This is a genomic window from Amycolatopsis sp. NBRC 101858 (assembly GCF_030269325.1).
GTDB classification, from domain to species: Bacteria; Actinomycetota; Actinomycetes; order Mycobacteriales; family Pseudonocardiaceae; genus Amycolatopsis; species Amycolatopsis ponsaeliensis.
Window position 1 is genome coordinate 372,803 of the sequence record NZ_BSTD01000001.1, and the last position, 15,711, is coordinate 388,513.

Below are 15,711 nucleotides of genomic sequence, written 5' to 3' on the forward strand. Positions count from 1 at the left end.
TCGGCACTGTGAAGTCATGCCACTTGATCAGTACTACCTCCTCGGCCGGTCGGGCCTGCGCGTCAGCCGGCTCGCGCTCGGCACGATGAACTTCGGCACCGGCGGTTTCCACGCCGCCTACGGGAAGACCGAGGACGAGGCCCGCCCGATCTTCCGCAAGTACCTCGACGAGGGCGGCAACTTCCTCGACACGGCGGACTTCTACACCGCGGGCGAGAGCGAGACCATCCTCGGCAGGCTCATCGCCGAGGCGAACGTGCGCGAGCGCGTCGTGCTCACCACGAAGTTCACCAACAGCGTCGACCCCGGCGACCCCAACGCGGGCGGCAACGGCCGCAAGCACCTGGTCCGCGCGCTCGAGGCGTCGCTGCGGCGGCTGGGCACGGACTACGTCGACCTCTTCCTGCTGCACACGTGGGACCGGCTCACCCCGGTCGAGGAGGTCGTGCACACGCTCGACGACCTCGTCCGCGCGGGCAAGATCCGCTACGCGGGCCTGTCGGACGTACCGGCCTGGTACGCGGCGCGCGCCCAGAGCATCGCCGAGGCGCACTCGCGCACGCCGATGATCAACCTGCAGCTGCCGTATTCCCTGGTGCAGCGCGAAATCGAGACCGAGCACGTCCCGATGGGCCAGCACCTCGGCCTCGGCATCACGGCGTGGAGCCCCCTGGCCGGCGGCTTCCTCACGGGCAAGTACCGCAACGGCGGCACCGGCCGCTTCGACCCGGACGCCCAGACGTGGACCGAGCGCGACTGGCAGCTGCTGAAGCCGCTGGAAGAGGTCGCGGGCAAGCTGGGCGTCACGATGGCCCAGGTGGCGATCAACTGGGTGGCAACCCAGCCGGGCATCGCATCGGCGATCGTCGGGGCGAGCAGCGCCGACCAGCTGGGCAAGAGCATGGCAGCCCTGGACTTCGAGCTCCCGGCGGAGTCGCGGAAGGTGCTGGACGAGGCGAGCGCGGTGCCACCGGCGTCGGTGTACCGGATGTTCACGGCCCAGTACCAGAACTGGATCGTCACCCCGGACACGAAGGTGGGCGACAAGCCGGACGGCTACGCGCCGGCCGTGCGGAACTGGTAGCGCCACCCTTTCGAGTGAAATTCTTTCGCTTTTTCGTCGGCGAAGCGAGACCACGAGCAATGCGGCCACTCGAACGAGCGGCCGCACTGCTCTGTTCGAGTCAGCACGGACAGGGCCGATGGTCGAAGTTCCTGCCACCACAGGAGTCGACCGGCCGGTGAAGCTCTAATGTGGAGCGATCGGCGCGACGAATACACAGGGGATTCTCCCAGGTCAGACCATTGGGTGGCAATTTCTCGAACGGGTTGTCCCAACGAGTGGTGACCCCGGATAGATGAGACCTGATCCGGCACTGTACGGTTCGCGCAACACAAAAGCGTGACCGACAACAAACTCGCCCGCAAATCCCCGGTAGTGCAGAGGAGCAAAGATTGGACCTCATCCGGCTGCGCGGCGAGCACCACACCGGTCCCCGGAGGACGAAGGAGGAACCCATGGCGCACTTCGCCGAAATGGCTTGGTGGATCATCATGGCCGCCGGCGCTTGAGCCACCGCCGGCCGCGATCGCGGCCGGACCGCGCCGGGCTTCGACACGGCTACCGTTTCGAAGCCCGGCAGCGCGGGATCACGGCTGACCGCGACGGCGGAGTTCGACACCTTCGGCGAGCAGGATGTTCCGCGTCTGGTTGTAGGACATGCCGTAGGTGGTGGCCAGCTGCCGGATCGACCGCCCGTCGAGGTAGGCGTTGACCAGACCGGGCGGCGTCGGCGGCAGGGGGATGCGCGGCGGGCGCAGGGTGACACCGGCGTCGATCAGCGCGGTGCGGATCTTGCGGTAACTGTGCGGAAGGCGCGCGACCAGGCTCTCGATGGTCTCCCCGGCCGCATAGCGGTCCACGAGCTCCCGCACGACGTCGTCGGGGATGGGGTCCGGCGAATGAGTGACTCTGTCGTCGTCGCTCACCAGACCATCGCCGCCCCGAACAGCTGATCCGTGTGCGTGCTGGCGCGGCCGGGTCGCGACGGCTCGCGGGTCACGCGGTCCGCTCCCAGCCAACGACATCGGTGCCGGCGAACAAACCGCCAACCGAGTGGTGACGTCGTGATCATGGCGTGCTTCGCTCCCTGGATTGGTGCGCGGCTTGCCTTCCTTGCAAGTGCGAGTGAGTTGCCCGGAGACCATGACGCATGTTCCGCCGAATGTGTCCGCAGTAACATCTTGCGACGCCACACCGACTGCACACCAAGGGCACCGATGGCGAAATCGGCTGTCGTGTCAGCCACAGTGGACAGTCAAGGCCCGAAAATTCCCCAGCAGCAAGGAATTCGGGATTCCCGTGTCGCGGTTCACCGCGCACGAAGCACCGAAAGGATGAGCAGCTACCGCTCGGATTCCCACCGCGGCGGCGGCAGCATCGCCACCGTGTCCCGCTCCGCGTCCCGCGCGACCGGGATGACCGGCTCCGGCGCGTCCAGTTCGCCGATCAGCTCGCCGAGCTCCGCCACCCGGGTGTCGCGCGCCCGGCCCCGGTAGAGCTCCGCCGCCTGCAGCCACAGCGCTCGCGCGTCCACCCGGTTTCCGTGCTCGCGCAGGATCGTGGCCAGCGCCGACAACGCCCTGGCCTGCCCCGTTGCGTGGCCGGTGCGATCGGCCAATTCGACCGCGCGGTGGGCGTACCACAAGGCCGCCCGCGCGTTGCCCTGTCCGTGCCTCAGCCTGGCCAGGACCGTGTTCAGCTTCATCACCGCCGACAGGCTCAAGCTGGCGGACGTCAGCCCCGAGGCGAGCCGGCACTGCTCGTCGGCCTCGGCGAACCGCCCCAGATCGGTCAGCAGCGATCCCTGTGCGGTGTGGATCTCCAGCCGCGTCGTCGCGTCGGGCGAGTCCCGCAGGTGGTCCAGCGCCTCGGCGTAGAGCTCCAGCGCCTCCTGCTCGAACCCCCGCGCCTCCACCAGTGCGTTCGCGAGCTTGTGCGCCGCGACGGCGCACAAAGACGGTTCGCCCAGCTCGTAGGCCAGCTCCAGCGCCAACCGGCACAGCACCGCGGCCTCCGTCGCCCGGCCGGCCCGCAGGTGCCACCGGGCCAGGTTCAACGTCGCGGCGATCCGGCCCATCGGGAACCCCTCGGCCAGGTCCAGCGCGCGCCGGAGGTACCGTTCCGCCTCCCGCTCCTCCCCTTGGTGCATCAGGGCGACGCCGAGGTCGTTCAGGTGCGACCCCAGCACCTGCCGCAGGTGCGCTTCGGCGCCGCCCGTCGAGGCGAGAACCGCTTCGACGCTGCCGGCCGCCGTCGTCAGGCAACTGATCGCGTCGGCGAAGAACCCCTTGGCCACGAACAATTCGGCGAAGAGTGCCGGAAGGTGGTACGCGATCTCGTGCAAGCCCACCGCGGCGGCTCGCGCGACGACCTCGGCCAGCAGGTTCTTCTCGCGGATCATCCACTGCCGCGCCGCTGTCGCGCTGCCGAACCCGGCGCCCGGCCACACCGGGGTCGTGGCCGGCAGCGGCGGCGGTGGCTTGTGCGGGAACACCAGGCGATGGGCGTCGCGGGCCATCAGCAGGTAGAACTCGAACAGCCGGCGCCGGACCGCGGCAACGTCGTCCAGCTGTGCCGCGACCGACGCGGCGTAAGCGTGCAGGAGGTCGTGGACGCGGTAGCGGTCGAGGTTGCCGGGGTGCTCCAGCAGGTGCGCCGCCACCAGGACGTCGAGAGAACGACGGACCGCAGGCAGCGGGCGCCCGTCCGCGGCCGCGACGGCTTCGGCCGTGACCTCCGCACCCGGGTGCAGCCCGATCACCGCGAGCGCGCGCCGCTCGCCCGCCTCCAGCGCCTGGTACGACACGGTGAACGCCGCGCGTAGGCTCCGCTGCGGCCAGTCGCCCTCGTCCCCCAGGTCCAGCAGCATGTCGGCGTCGCGCAGCAGCCCGGCCAGCGTCGGCAGCGCCATGCCCGTGCGCGCCAGCGCGCGGTCGGCCACCAGGGTGAGCGCCAGCGGGTTCCCCCGGCACAGACGCACCAGCTCGGCCGCGCCGCGGCGGTCCTCCCGGGCGCGGCGACCGATCCGGCGGTCCAGTATCGACGTCGCGTCGCGGGCGGCCAGCGGCCGCACGGTCACCACCGGCGGGGACACCGTCGCGGCCAGCGACGGCAGCCGCCAGCGCGAAACCACCAGCACGGTGCACGCGGCGAGCACCCCCAGCAGCGGGGCGACCTGCTCACGGCTGCGGACGTTGTCGAGCACCACCGACAGCGGCCGCCGCTGCAGCAGCGCGGACAGCTTCGCCGCCCTTGCCACCGGGTTCACCACCTGGTCGACCGGGAAGTCCAGCAGGGACAACAGCGTGTCCACCACCTCGCCGCTGTCCGCGGCCGTCGCCTGGCTGTCGCCACGCAGGTCCAGCAGGACGACACCGTGCGGGAACCTGCGCCGCGCGCGGTGCGCCCACCGCACCACGGCGGCGGACTTGCCCACGCCCGGCCCGCCGGTCACCACGACCACGCCCCGGCGGGGCGCCCCGCTCGAGTCGGAGGTGAACGCGTCCAGCTCCGCGAGCAGCTCCGCGCGCCCCTCGAGCTCGTCGGAGTCCGGCGGGACGTGCCACACCGGCGGGCCGCCCGGCTCCTCATCCGCCTCCGGGGCGCGAACCCGCACCACCTGGCGTGGGAAGGCGCCTTCGCCGGTGATCACCTCCTCGTGCACCGCCCGGAGTTCGTCCGCGGCCCGCAGCTCACCCGCGTCGAGGTACTGACGGCGCATCGTGAAGTAGAACTCGGTCACCTCGCCCGGGCGGTCCGCCGCGGCCAAGGCGCGGACCCGCAGCTTCGCCAGGCTCAGCTCCAGGGGATGGGCGTGTTCGAGCTCCATGAGCCGGCCGAGAGCCACATCGGCCTGCCCCACGGCCAGCAGTTCGGCGATCAGGAAGGCGTTCGCCGGGAGCCACTGGCTGCGCAGCCACTGAGCGCGCCAGTCGACGGCCCGTCGCGTCCGCAGATCCGACAGCGGCTCGTCGCGCCACAGCCGCATCGCCGCCTGCGCCTCGATGTGGGCCCGGTGGTGGTCGCCCCGGTCACGCAGCTGCCGCGCGGGCGCCATCAGGCGGCCGAAGGCGACGTGGTCGACCAGCTCGGGGTCGATCTCGACCACACACCCGGTCTTCCCGACACCGACGTGCGCGGCGACCCCGTTCGCCTGCAAGGCCTGCCGCAGGTGCGCGGCGTTCTGGTGCAGGGTCGCCAGCGCTCCCCGCGGCACGTTCTCGTCGTCGGACCACACCCATTCCACGACGTCGTCGACGGAAAACCGCTGGTTCGGCCGCGTCAGCAACGCGGCGAGAACCTGCCTCGAACGCGGCTGGGCCCACTTCACAGCCACTTTCCCGTGCAGCAGCAAGACCGTTTGCCCGAGAATTCCGAACACGATTTCCACCCCGCCCCCTTCCCCCGCGGTGAACACCGTCCACCACCCGCTCCGCCCCGGCCATTTTCCCATTGATTTCACCAAAAGACCACGTCAGAGCCACGAAGAACGCCCGCTGACGATCTTCGTTGATCAATTGTCAAGCGGCGAAACCACAGGCCGAAAGGCTTTTCTCACCCCGGTCCCCGACATTCGTGACAACAACTGGACACGACCTGTGGAGGACCGCGATGGCCGAAAGCACCTGGGTGCGCAGCTCCATCGGAACCGCCGACGCACACTTCGCCACCCGGCTCGGGACGAAATCCGTGCTCGTGCTCGTGCCGCACATCGTGGCCGGCACCCGGTTGCTGGACCTGCTGCCGCTGCTCGAAGCCGATCACCGCATCCAGATCGTGTTCACCAGCCCGGAAACCGGCGACGGCTGGCCGGCGACCGACGACTTCCTCCGCGCCCAGGGCGGCCCGGTGCTGCCGTGGTCCCAGGCGCGCCGCAGCGACGTCGACCTCGTCCTCGCCGGCAGCACCCGCGGTCTCGACGAACTGGCCGCACCGGTCCTGCTGGTCCCGCACGGCGGCGGCTTCGGGCAGTACCAGCCGTGGCGCCTGCGGGCGGACGACCGGCACCAGGTGGGTCTCGGGCCGGACCAGCTGCTGCGCGCGGGCCGGGTCCGCGCCGACGCGATCGTCCTGGTCCACGACCGGGAACACGACCTGCTGGCCGAGCTGTGCCCGTCCGCGCTGCCCGCCGCGGTCGTCGCCGGCGACATCGCCCTCGACCGGCTCGTCGCGAGCCTTCCTTACCGCGGCCAGTACCGGCGGGCGCTCGGCGCCACCGACGAGCAGGAGGTCGTCGTGGTGACGTCCACCTGGTCACCGCGGTCGGCGTTCGGCCGACACCCGGACTTGTTCGATCGTGTCGTGGCCGAGCTGCCCGCGGACCGTTTCCGCGTCGTCGGCGCGCTGCACCCGGCGATCTGGTCCCACCACGGTTACCGGCAGATCCGGTCCTGGCTCGCGGATGCGCTGCGTGGCGGGCTCGTCCTGGTACCGCCCGACGAGGGGTGGCGCGCCGCGCTGGTCGCCGCCGACCACGTGCTCGGCGACTACGGATCCGCCACCGGCTACGGCGCGGCGGCGGGCGCGTCGATCCTGCTGGCCGGCAACCCGGACCAGCCGCTCCTGCCCGGCAGCCCGGCCGAGGTCCTCGCCCGGCACGCACCCCGCCGGCAGCCGGACCGGCCCCTGGTGCCCCAGCTGCTCGCCGCGGCCCGCGCGCGCGACGCCGCCGGGCTGCCCGGCCTCGTCCGCGGGCTGCTCAGCTCGCGGCCCGGCCGGACCGGGCACATCCTGCGCCGCACGATGTACCGGCTGCTCGGCATCCCGGAACCCACGCGCGCGGTCCCCGTCTCACCCGTCCCGCTGCCGGAACCGGTGACCCCATGACCAGCTGGCACTACGCGTACGGCACCCGCCACGGCACGCTCGTCACCGCCACCCCGTGCGGACGCACCTCGCTCGCCGACGCCGTGATCGCGCCGGCCGTGCCCGGCCGCGCCGACGGCCGGGCCGCCCTGGCCGCCCTTTTCGACCGGTGGCCCGGGCTCACCCTGGCCGTCGTCCCGGTCGAGGCGGCCGGCTTGCTCCTCGGCGACCACCGCGGTGACACCGCCTTCGTCGGCGGCGGACCCGCCGAACCCGCCGCGGTCGCCGCGTACCTGTGGCTGATCACCGGGCGGCGGTTAGCCGCGCTCGCCTCGATCGAGGGCATCGAGCGCGGCCTGGACGCGCGACAGCACCTCACCGCCGACGTCGGCGAGCAGCTCCGCCGCTTCGAGGAGATACCGCCGGGCACGCTCGACGTCGTCCTGGGTGACGTCGGCCAGCGCCAGCAGCACATTCGCCTCGTCCACCGCTGAACCCGGCCGCCCCAGCACCTCGCGGGCCCGCTCCAGCCGCCGGACCGCCGCGTCGGGCTGCCCGGATCGCGCGTCGATCCGGGCCAGCCCGAGGGCCGCCCAGGCCGCGCCCCGGTCGTCGCCGATCGCGGTGAACAGCTGCGCGGCCGCCTCCAGGTGCCGCGTGGCTCCCGCTTCGCGGCCCGCCCGCAGCAACGCCTCCCCGATCCGCCAGTGCCGGGCCGCCACCCCGCGGTCGATGCCCAGCTCTTCCTCGATGTGCAGGCTGTCGGTGAACAGCGCCACCGCCGCGTCGACGTCGCCGCGGTTCTGCGCGACCAGCCCCAGCTGCTCCAGCGCGGCGGATTCGTTGTGCCGGTCCCCCGCCTCCCGCGCCAGCTCCGCCGCCCGGCGCGTCTCACCCTCCGCCGGATCGAAGTGGCCGAGATCCAGGTGGGCCCGGCCGAGCTGGTACCGCAGCCGGGACTCCGCCACCCGGTTGCCGCAGCGCTGCGCTGCCGTGATCCCCAGTTCGTGCGAACGCAACCACTCCGGGTAGTACTTGCGGCGGAGCAGCAACTCCCACAGCGCTTCGCAGAGCTGCCACGCGATCTCGTCGTGCCGCTCCGCCACCGCGTCCTCGAGCAAGGGCAGCACGCTCGGCAGTTCGGCGGCCAGCCAGTCCAGCGCCTCGCCGCCCGTGGCGAACGGCGCCGGCTCGTCCCGCAGCCGCTCGGCGACCGGGCTCACCCGCCAGCGCATCGGGATCACCACGAGGTTCGCGCGGGTCATCTCCCGCAGGTACCAGGCGGCCGCGCGGGGAACGGCCTCGAAGCGTCCCTCGTCCCGCTGGGCCCGCGCGTGCAGCCGGACCAGGTCGTGGAACCGGTAGCGGTCGAGGTCGACCTCCTCGAGCAGGCTCGCGTCGGCGAGCACCTCCACCGCGTCGTGCACGTCGTCCTCCGGCATCCCGGTGACCGCGACCGCCAGGTCGGCGGCGAACTCCGGGACCGACGGCTCGGCCATCAACCGGTACAGCACCGCCACGTGCTCGGGGAGCTCGCGGTAGGACCAGTCGAACGCCGCGGTCGCCGAGTCTTCGGCGCCCGCCAGCCGGGACAGCGTCGCGAGCCGGGAACGTTCGTCGCGCAGCTGGTCGGCCACCCGCGACACCGGCCAGCGCGGCCGCGCCGCCAGCCGCGCCGCCGCCACCCGCAAAGTGATCGGGAACCGGCCGCACAGCTCCGCCAGCTCCGCCACCGCCGCCGGCTCCGCATCGGCCCGGCGCCGCCCCAGCGTCTCGCCGAGCAATGCGACCGCGTCTTCCGGCGGCAGCGGCGCGACGTCCACGAACCGCGCGCCGTCGGCCACCAGCCCGTCCAGCCGGAGCCGGCTCGTCACCACCACCGCGCACCCGGCCGAGGCCGGGATCAGCGGGCGCACCTGCGCCGTCGACACCGCGTTGTCCAGCACCACCAGCAACCGGCGCCCCGCGGTCACCGTCCGGTACAGCCCGACCTGCTCGGCCAGCCCGGCCGGGACCCGCTCCGGCTCGACCCCCAGCGCCCGCAGGAACACGCCCAGCACCTCGTCCGGCGCCACCGCCGTGTCCGCGGAGAAGCCCCGGAGATCGGTGTAGAGCTGCCCGTCGGGAAATCGGTGTGCGTGGCCGGCCGCCCACGTCACGGCCAGCGCCGTCTTCCCGACCCCACCCGGGCCGACGACGACCACCACCTGCGCGCGCGCACCGTCCTCGTCCCCGGCCAGCTCGTCGAGATCGGAAAGCTCGTCCGCACGGCTGACGAAGTGCGCCGGCGGAGGCGGCAGCTGGCGCGGACCGCCCGGCGCGGCGCCCTGCTGGGCCGGCACGCCCGAAGACCGCGTCGTTTCCGGTGACCGGACGACGTGCGGCCCGGTTTCTCCCGTCGACGTCTCGCGGTCCCCCTCGCTGACGCCATTCACCCCGAAACACCCCCCGACGCACCCGGAACTTCCCTGTCTACAGGGTAAGAACCGAAAAGTCAGTGGACCGGCGCGTGAGTTGTCCGACAGCAACCCGTCCGGGGCGCCGAACCCGTCAGCCCGAAACCACCTCGCCGCCCTGGATGATGTGGCGGAAGTGCTTCGGCTCCGCCAGGACCCCGATGTCCGCCAACGGATCCCCGTCCACCACCAGCAGGTCCGCGTGCGCGCCCACCGCCAGCGTGCCGATCTCGCCCGTCAGGTTCAGCAGCTCCGCCGCCGTCGAAGTGGCCGAGCGAATCACCTCCGCCGGGGACTGGACTTCGCCGCGCAGGCGGAACTCGTGGTTCTGGTGGCGGTGCATGCCGCCCAGCAGGTCCGTCCCGTACACCAGCTTCACGCCGCCGCGGGCCGCGCGCTCCAGGGCCGCCATGCCCGCCCCCAGGACCTCGTCGACCTTGCGCCAGCTCGACTCCGGGAGGCCGTGCTCGCGGCCCTCCTCCTTCAGCGCCCAGTACGTCACCAGCGTCGGCACCAGGTAGGCGTCACGAGAAACGAACAGCGAAACGCTCCGGTCGTCGAGCAGGTTGCCGTGCTCGATCGAGCGCACCCCCAGTTCCAGCGCGCGGTTGACCGCTCGGGCCGTGTACGCGTGCGCCGCCACGTAGCGGTTGGCCGCTTCGGCCTCCTCGACGATCGCGCTCAGCTCCTCGGCCGAGTACTGCGTCGAGTCGATGCGGTCGGTCGGGGACGCCACGCCACCCGACGCCATCACCTTGATGTGGTGGGCCCCCTTGCGCAGCTCGTCGCGGGCGGCCGCGCGGACCGCGTCGACGCCGTCGGCCACCCGGCCCAGCCCCGCGCAGCACGGGTGGTCGTCCTTCACGTGCGTGCCGCGGGTGCGGCTGTCGCCGTGCCCGCCCGTCTGGCTCAGCGCCCGCCCGCAGAACAGCAGCCGCGGGCCGCGGAACAGGCCCTCCGCCTGGGCGTCCGCGAGACCGTAGTCGGCGCCGGACGCGTCGCGGACCGTGGTGAACCCGCGGTCGAGCATCCGGCTCATCGTGCGCGCGGCCTGAGCGGCCTCATAGGACGGTGACGACGACGACAGCGAGCCCAGGTCCGCGGTCGACGCTGTGACGTGCACGTGCGCGTCGACCAGCCCGGGCAGCACCACGGCACCGCGCAGGTCGAGGACCGGCACCTCGGCCGCGGCGAGCGCCGGCCCCACCTCCACGATGCGGCCGTCGGCACTCCGCAGGTCACCTTCGGTGTACTCCCCGGAAACGGGGTCGAGCAGGCGGGCGTTGCGCAGCAGCAGGGATCCGGTCACCGGTTCTCCTTCTCCAGGTCGAGCAGGGCGGACACGGCCAGCGGCGCGAGCGACTCGGCCACCACCACCGCATCGTCGTCGTACCGGCCTTCCGCGTCGAGGATGTTGAGCACGCCGAGCGTCCGGCCGTCGGCGATCACCGGCACGTTGATGATCGAGCCGCAGCCGAGTCCCTCGATCAGGTCGTGGTCGGCGAAGATCTCGCGCACGGCCGCGCGGTCCGGCCCGAAGTACGGCTGCTGCGCGGTGATGCAGCGCTCGAGCCAGCCGGCCGCGACTTCGACGGTCTTCTCCCCGCCCACCGGGTACTCCGCGGGGTGGCTGCTGTGCACCCGCCGCAGCGCCCGCCGCTCGGGCACCCAGGCGAGCACCGTGAACAGCCGCACGCCGATCGCGTCGCGCACCCGTTCCTCCACAGTGGACAAGCTCACTTCGTCATCTCCTTCGCGGCGCGCACGGGCGCGCCGTGTTCGGTCAGTTCTTCCAGCGAACGCCCGGCCGTGGACAGGCCGAAGACGAGCACGCACAGCACGCCCGCCGCCAGCACTGCCGTCGTCAGGCCGAAGACGCCGGCGAACCCGAGGCTCGCCGCGGACAGGCCGATGATCGTCGGCGCGAGGATGCTGCCGACCCGGCCGAACGCGCTGGACAGGCCGGTGCCGCTGGCGCGGATCCAGGTCGGGAACACCTCGGGCGTGTAGGAGTACACGCCGGCGTAGGTGCCGTTGAGGAAGAACGACAGCACCGCCCCGGCGAGCGTGATCGACCACGGCGCGCTCGTCTGGCTCAGCCAGAACGCGCTCACCGCCGAGCCCGCGAGGTACAGCGCGATGGTGTGCTTGCGGTCGAGCCGTTCGGACAGCCACGCGGCGGAGAAGTACCCGGGCACTTGGGCCAGGTAGATGATGATCGAGAACTCGAAGCTCTTCGTCACCGTGATGCCGCGTTCGACGAGCAGCGTCGGGATCCACGAGAAGAAGCCGTAGTAGGAGAACGTGATCACGAACCAGACGGTCCAGATCACCGCCGTCCGGCGCCGCATCGCGGGGCTCCACAGGAACTTCAGCGCGCTGAAGAGGTTGACCTTCGGGGTTTCGGTGGCGGGCTGGGCATCGGCGGGCGGCACCGGCGGGAGCGTCGTGCCGGTGGCCTTCTCGACGTCGCGCTCCATCTTGGCGACGACGCTTTCGGCTTCGGCGGACCGGCCCTGGGCGAGCAGGAACCGCGGTGACTCGGGCAGGGATCGCCGCCACCACAACAGCATCACGATCGGCAGCGCGGTGACGAGCTGCGCGATCCGCCAGCCTTCGTCGAACGACGGCACGACGAACCGGCCGATCAGCGCAGCCGCCACGAAACCGAAGGAGAAAAAGCCGGCGAGCGCGCCGACGAACCAGCCGCGCCGCTTGGCGGGCACGAACTCGGACAGGAAGGGCGCGATGATGGCGCTTTCCGCGCCGGCGCCCGCCCCGGCGAGCACCCGGGCGCCGAGGAAGACTTCGTAGTTGGGCGAGAAGGACGCGATGACGGAGAACAGCGCGTAGAAGGCCAGCGCGTACATCATGACCTTCTTGCGGCCGATGCGGTCGCCGAGCAGGCCCGCGGCGATCGCGCCGAAGAGGAAGCCGAACGGCGTCGCCGAGCCGATCAGGCCGAGCTGGCCGTTGTCGAGGCCCCACGCCGCCTTCGCGCTGGGCAGCAGGAAGGCGACGACCGCCGAGTCCATGCCGTCGAAGGTGTAGCCGAGCCCGCCGATCAGCAGCAGCTTGTAGTGGGGCCGGCTCAGCGGGAGCCGGTCCAGTCGTGCCAGCAGGGTCATGGGGAACGCCTTCCGTGTCCGGGCGCCGGGGAGTGCGGACAACGTATACTGCGTTTTCGCAGTTTTGCAACGTTTGTTGCAAGACAACCTCGCTGCGTTACGGTCTACGCGATCCGAGGGAGGGACGAAAGTGGCGGAAGCCGACGACGGTTTCGAGGCGTGGCTGCGGGACCGGCTGCCCGCACGGGGGCTGCGACCGAAGTCGGCCGCGGTCCTGGAGGTACTGGTCTCCCAGCCGAGGCGCGCGTCGTTCGGCTCGACGGCCGAGCTGGCGCAGCTCGCCGGAGTCAACGTCGCGACGGTGACGCGCACGGCGCAGGCGCTGGGCTTCGCGGGCTGGCCGGCGTTGCAGCAGGAGCTGCGGGCCCGGTACATGTCGTCGCTGAGCGCGCCGCAGGTGGCCGAGGAGCACCGCGGCGTCGACTCGCCGGGCTCGGCGTCGCTGCGCCGGGACCTCGACAGCCTCGCCCTGCTGAACCGCCGCTTCGACGAAGAGGTGATCCGCGAGGTCGCCCGCGCGATCGCGACGGCCCGCCGCACGCTGGTGATCGCCGACGGCAGCTACGCGGCGGTCGGCATCGCGTTCGCGCACAACGCGCGTCTCGCGGGCTACGACGTCCACGCGGTCACAGCGGGCGACGCGGAACTGGCGAACCAGACGGCGAAGCTGACCTCGGACGACGTGCTGGTGGCGATCAGCTTCTGGCGCCTGTACGAGAGCACGGTCCTGGCGGCCAGCGAGGCGAAGAGCCGCGGCGCGCGGGTGTTCGCGGTGACGGACGCGGCGAGCCCGGCCCTGGCGGGTGCGGTGGAGCAGGTGCTGATGGTGCCGGCGGAGGGCGTGACGTTCTTCCCGTCACTGACCGCGGGCATGGCACTGGTCCAGGCGATCGTGGCCCAGCTGGCGGCGACGGACCCGACTCGGACCAGCGAGTCAATCGAGGCGGCGGAGGCGATGTGGTCCCGGTTCGACCTCCTGCACCGCCGCCCGTCCACGCCGTCGCCCTGAGGCCTTGCTTCCGTCCGGGTGATTTTCTGCACCGCGGGTCCGCTACGCGCTGCGACCTGGCTGCTGTGGCGCCCCCGTCGTTTTGCCAGCTGGCAGCCGGCCAGATCGCGAGCGGTCGCCAGGCGGAACGCCGCGCCGTCAATCGCCGTTCTCCACCTTGCCCGGAGCAGGGCAAAGCCATCCGCCGAACCACACTTGCAGATGCACGAGCGACGCGGCGACGATTCCGGCGGTACCGGCCGAATACGATCGGCATGATCACCCGCACTCGGCTCGACCAGCCGACAAGCGCACAGCCCACCGAGACGGCCGCCCTTCGGCGCCACGAGACGAACCCCGCGATTCCACCCCGTGCTCGCATTGCGCCAGGTGGCAGAACGCCGGATCACCGACGACGTCGTGGCAGAGTGCGGCCGGGCAAGTCGCCGCGATACGAGTGCCTGCAATCAAACCGCCCGGAATCGCCTTGCCTCGAAACATCGGCCATGGCGCAAACAGCCGACTGATGAAGAGCCTACCGTCGACATGGCCGGAAAATGTCCTTCACCAGGCCCGCTTTCCCGGCGGTACTCTCGACCCGAAAGGTACTACACCCCAATCGGAAGCCGGTGCACCAGTCATGAAGAAATCGAAGGACGAACATCGACGACTCGGCGGCCGGGTCGCCGAAACCTGCGACAGCGCGGCAGCATTCTTGGAGCTGGGAGTAATGGCCTCTTTCGTCCTCAACGAAAGCTTCCGCCCCAGCGCGAACTTCGCGAAACTCTTCGCGCTGGGTCTTCGACTGGCCGCACAACGATTGAGGCGACCCGGACGCGGTTCGTGAACGACCCGCCGAGCTCGGGCTGCATCCCCGGGCCCGAGCTCCGGCGAGCCGGACGCACCGTTGTCAACCTCAACCCAGAAGGATGAACGGGACGCGATCAACAACCCCGGGGCGCGCCCGAGTGGCCGATTGGCGCGTGTACGCTCCGCAACACGACATCCCGAATGACGCGCGGACCCAAGCCGGCGCGTTGCACGCCCGGCCGGCGCACGCCGACCAGAAAGCGAAGTGGCCGTGTCCCAGGGCCAGGAAACCCCTCTCGTCCTCGACCGCAACCGTCTCGTCTGGATAAAGAGCTCGGTGAGCTCGAGCGGAGTCACTGATGACTGCGTCGAAGTCGCGACCACCGAAACGCACGTCGCGGTTCGCGACTCGAAAGACCCCGAACCGATGATCGTCGTCCCGGGCCGATCATGGCAAGCGTTGCTCTCTTCCCACCTTCCGGCGCATTGACAGCCGATCACGCAAAGTCAGGCCCGACTCCCCGTTCGTGAGCTATCATTCTGCCAGCTGGCAGATGGCCACCAGCCCGACGAACGGGGGGCTTCGAGCCATGACCCGACCGGATTCGCCTATCGTCAGCCAACGACGCGTGCTGACCGCGATTCGGGAAGCACGCGAAAATCTCTCCCTCACCCAACGGGAAGTCGCCGACGCACTGGACTGGTCGGTCTCGAAAATTATTCGCATAGAGCGCGGCACCGTCGGCCTTTCGATCACCGACCTGAAAGCATTGCTCCTCCACTACGGCATCACCGACCTGGATCAAGTCGAAAATTATGTCAAGCTAGCCAAGGCCGGCAGACAGCGGGCCTGGTGGGACGAATATCGAGGCTTGTTCCCGCCGGACTTCGTCAGATACCTCGGACTCGAATCAGCGGCGAAAACGATAAACGTATACCAGTTCCACTTGATCCCCGGCTTGCTGCAAACAGCGGCATACACGAGATCCTTGATTCTGAGCAGCGGCGGGAACCGAGAGCTGGCCGAGCGCCAGGTAAAGGTACGCCGGATGCGGCAGGCCAGACTGGACGACCCGGAACTCGAACAGTGCTTCATACTCGACGAATCTGTCCTGCATCGGCGCGTCGCAGAATTCGCACACTGGCAGGAACAGTTGCAATGGATGCTGCAGGTGTCACGCCGGAGCAACATAACCGTGCGCATCCTCCCGTACACCGCAGGCTGGGTCGAAGGAATGCAGAGCTCGTTTGCAATCTTGAGACTATCCGAGCAGGCCAACGACATTCACCTGAGCATCGAGCGACCCGACGGTGACCAGCAGTTCGCCGATGCGCGGGGCGCCGAGAAGGCAGTCGAGTTCGGGAAGATCTTCGCGCGCATCGAAGCCGCCGCCCTGCCCGCTTCCGAAACTCCCTCGGTCATCGAGGCCAGCCTGCTGAACCGCCAGTAGTGCCCGTGTG

General features: G+C 70.8%; 12 protein-coding genes. 6 read left to right on the plus strand and 6 right to left on the minus strand.

Annotated features, from left to right (window positions below; all coding sequences use genetic code 11):
• The first annotated feature begins 16 nt into the window (after positions 1-16).
• Positions 17-1,084 carry an aldo/keto reductase gene (locus tag QSK39_RS01715; protein ID WP_285475897.1) on the plus strand — a complete coding sequence of 356 codons (1,068 nt, stop codon included), beginning with the start codon at positions 17-19 and terminating at the stop codon, positions 1,082-1,084.
• Between the two features lie 566 nt (positions 1,085-1,650).
• Here QSK39_RS01715 and QSK39_RS01720 read toward each other — a convergent pair.
• Positions 1,651-1,989 carry a helix-turn-helix domain-containing protein gene (locus tag QSK39_RS01720; RefSeq protein WP_285475898.1) on the minus strand — a complete coding sequence of 113 codons (339 nt, stop codon included), beginning with the start codon at positions 1,987-1,989 and terminating at the stop codon, positions 1,651-1,653.
• 416 nt (positions 1,990-2,405) lie between these two features.
• Positions 2,406-5,453: an AfsR/SARP family transcriptional regulator gene (locus tag QSK39_RS01725; RefSeq protein ID WP_285475899.1), complete on the minus strand. Its 3,048-nt coding sequence runs from the start codon at positions 5,451-5,453 to the stop codon at positions 2,406-2,408.
• A gap of 221 nt (positions 5,454-5,674) precedes the next feature.
• On the opposite strand from QSK39_RS01725, the gene QSK39_RS01730 reads away from it, so the two are divergent.
• The gene (locus QSK39_RS01730; RefSeq protein WP_285475900.1) at positions 5,675-6,889 is read left to right on the plus strand and encodes a hypothetical protein; all 1,215 of its coding nucleotides are present in this window, start codon (positions 5,675-5,677) and stop codon (positions 6,887-6,889) included.
• Positions 6,890-7,185: 296 nt separating this feature from the next.
• On the opposite strand, the gene QSK39_RS01735 is transcribed toward QSK39_RS01730, so the two are convergent.
• The 4 genes from QSK39_RS01735 to QSK39_RS01750 all read right to left on the minus strand — a co-directional run bounded on the left by QSK39_RS01735 (position 7,186) and on the right by QSK39_RS01750 (position 12,452).
• Complete coding sequence (locus QSK39_RS01735) at positions 7,186-9,303, minus strand: tetratricopeptide repeat protein (RefSeq protein ID WP_285475901.1); 2,118 nt, start codon at positions 9,301-9,303, stop codon at positions 7,186-7,188.
• Between the two features lie 115 nt (positions 9,304-9,418).
• The gene (locus QSK39_RS01740; protein WP_285475902.1) at positions 9,419-10,633 is read right to left on the minus strand and encodes a metal-dependent hydrolase family protein; all 1,215 of its coding nucleotides are present in this window, start codon (positions 10,631-10,633) and stop codon (positions 9,419-9,421) included.
• Entirely contained in the window at positions 10,630-11,064 is a 435-nt protein-coding gene (locus QSK39_RS01745; RefSeq protein ID WP_285475903.1) for a GAF domain-containing protein, read from the minus strand. The genes QSK39_RS01740 and QSK39_RS01745 overlap by 4 nt, the downstream gene beginning before the upstream one ends.
• Positions 11,061-12,452 carry an MFS transporter gene (locus QSK39_RS01750; protein WP_285475904.1) on the minus strand — a complete coding sequence of 464 codons (1,392 nt, stop codon included), beginning with the start codon at positions 12,450-12,452 and terminating at the stop codon, positions 11,061-11,063. Before QSK39_RS01750 ends, QSK39_RS01745 begins: the two co-directional genes overlap by 4 nt.
• A 130-nt stretch (positions 12,453-12,582) precedes the next feature.
• Here QSK39_RS01750 and QSK39_RS01755 point away from each other — a divergent pair, with 130 nt between their 5' ends.
• From QSK39_RS01755 to QSK39_RS01770, 4 genes are all read left to right on the plus strand, one after another.
• On the plus strand, positions 12,583-13,461 hold the full coding sequence (locus tag QSK39_RS01755) for a MurR/RpiR family transcriptional regulator (RefSeq protein ID WP_285475905.1): 879 nt from the start codon (positions 12,583-12,585) through the stop codon (positions 13,459-13,461).
• A gap of 619 nt (positions 13,462-14,080) precedes the next feature.
• Positions 14,081-14,287 carry a hypothetical protein gene (locus QSK39_RS01760; RefSeq protein WP_285475906.1) on the plus strand — a complete coding sequence of 69 codons (207 nt, stop codon included), beginning with the start codon at positions 14,081-14,083 and terminating at the stop codon, positions 14,285-14,287.
• Positions 14,288-14,521: 234 nt separating this feature from the next.
• The gene (locus tag QSK39_RS01765; protein WP_353051048.1) at positions 14,522-14,740 is read left to right on the plus strand and encodes a DUF397 domain-containing protein; all 219 of its coding nucleotides are present in this window, start codon (positions 14,522-14,524) and stop codon (positions 14,738-14,740) included.
• A 139-nt stretch (positions 14,741-14,879) separates the two neighbouring features.
• Complete coding sequence (locus tag QSK39_RS01770) at positions 14,880-15,701, plus strand: helix-turn-helix domain-containing protein (RefSeq protein ID WP_285475907.1); 822 nt, start codon at positions 14,880-14,882, stop codon at positions 15,699-15,701.
• Positions 15,702-15,711: the final 10 nt, after the last annotated feature.

What these genes read in the sequence shown, in the direction of transcription:
- QSK39_RS01715 (WP_285475897.1), top strand. Translation starts at nt 17, where the DNA reads ATGCCACTTGATCAGTACTACCTCCTCGGCCGGTCGGGCCTGCGCGTC.
- QSK39_RS01730 (WP_285475900.1), top strand. Translation starts at nt 5,675, where the DNA reads ATGGCCGAAAGCACCTGGGTGCGCAGCTCCATCGGAACCGCCGACGCA.
- QSK39_RS01750 (WP_285475904.1), bottom strand. Translation starts at nt 12,452, where the DNA reads ATGACCCTGCTGGCACGACTGGACCGGCTCCCGCTGAGCCGGCCCCAC.
- QSK39_RS01760 (WP_285475906.1), top strand. Translation starts at nt 14,081, where the DNA reads ATGAAGAAATCGAAGGACGAACATCGACGACTCGGCGGCCGGGTCGCC.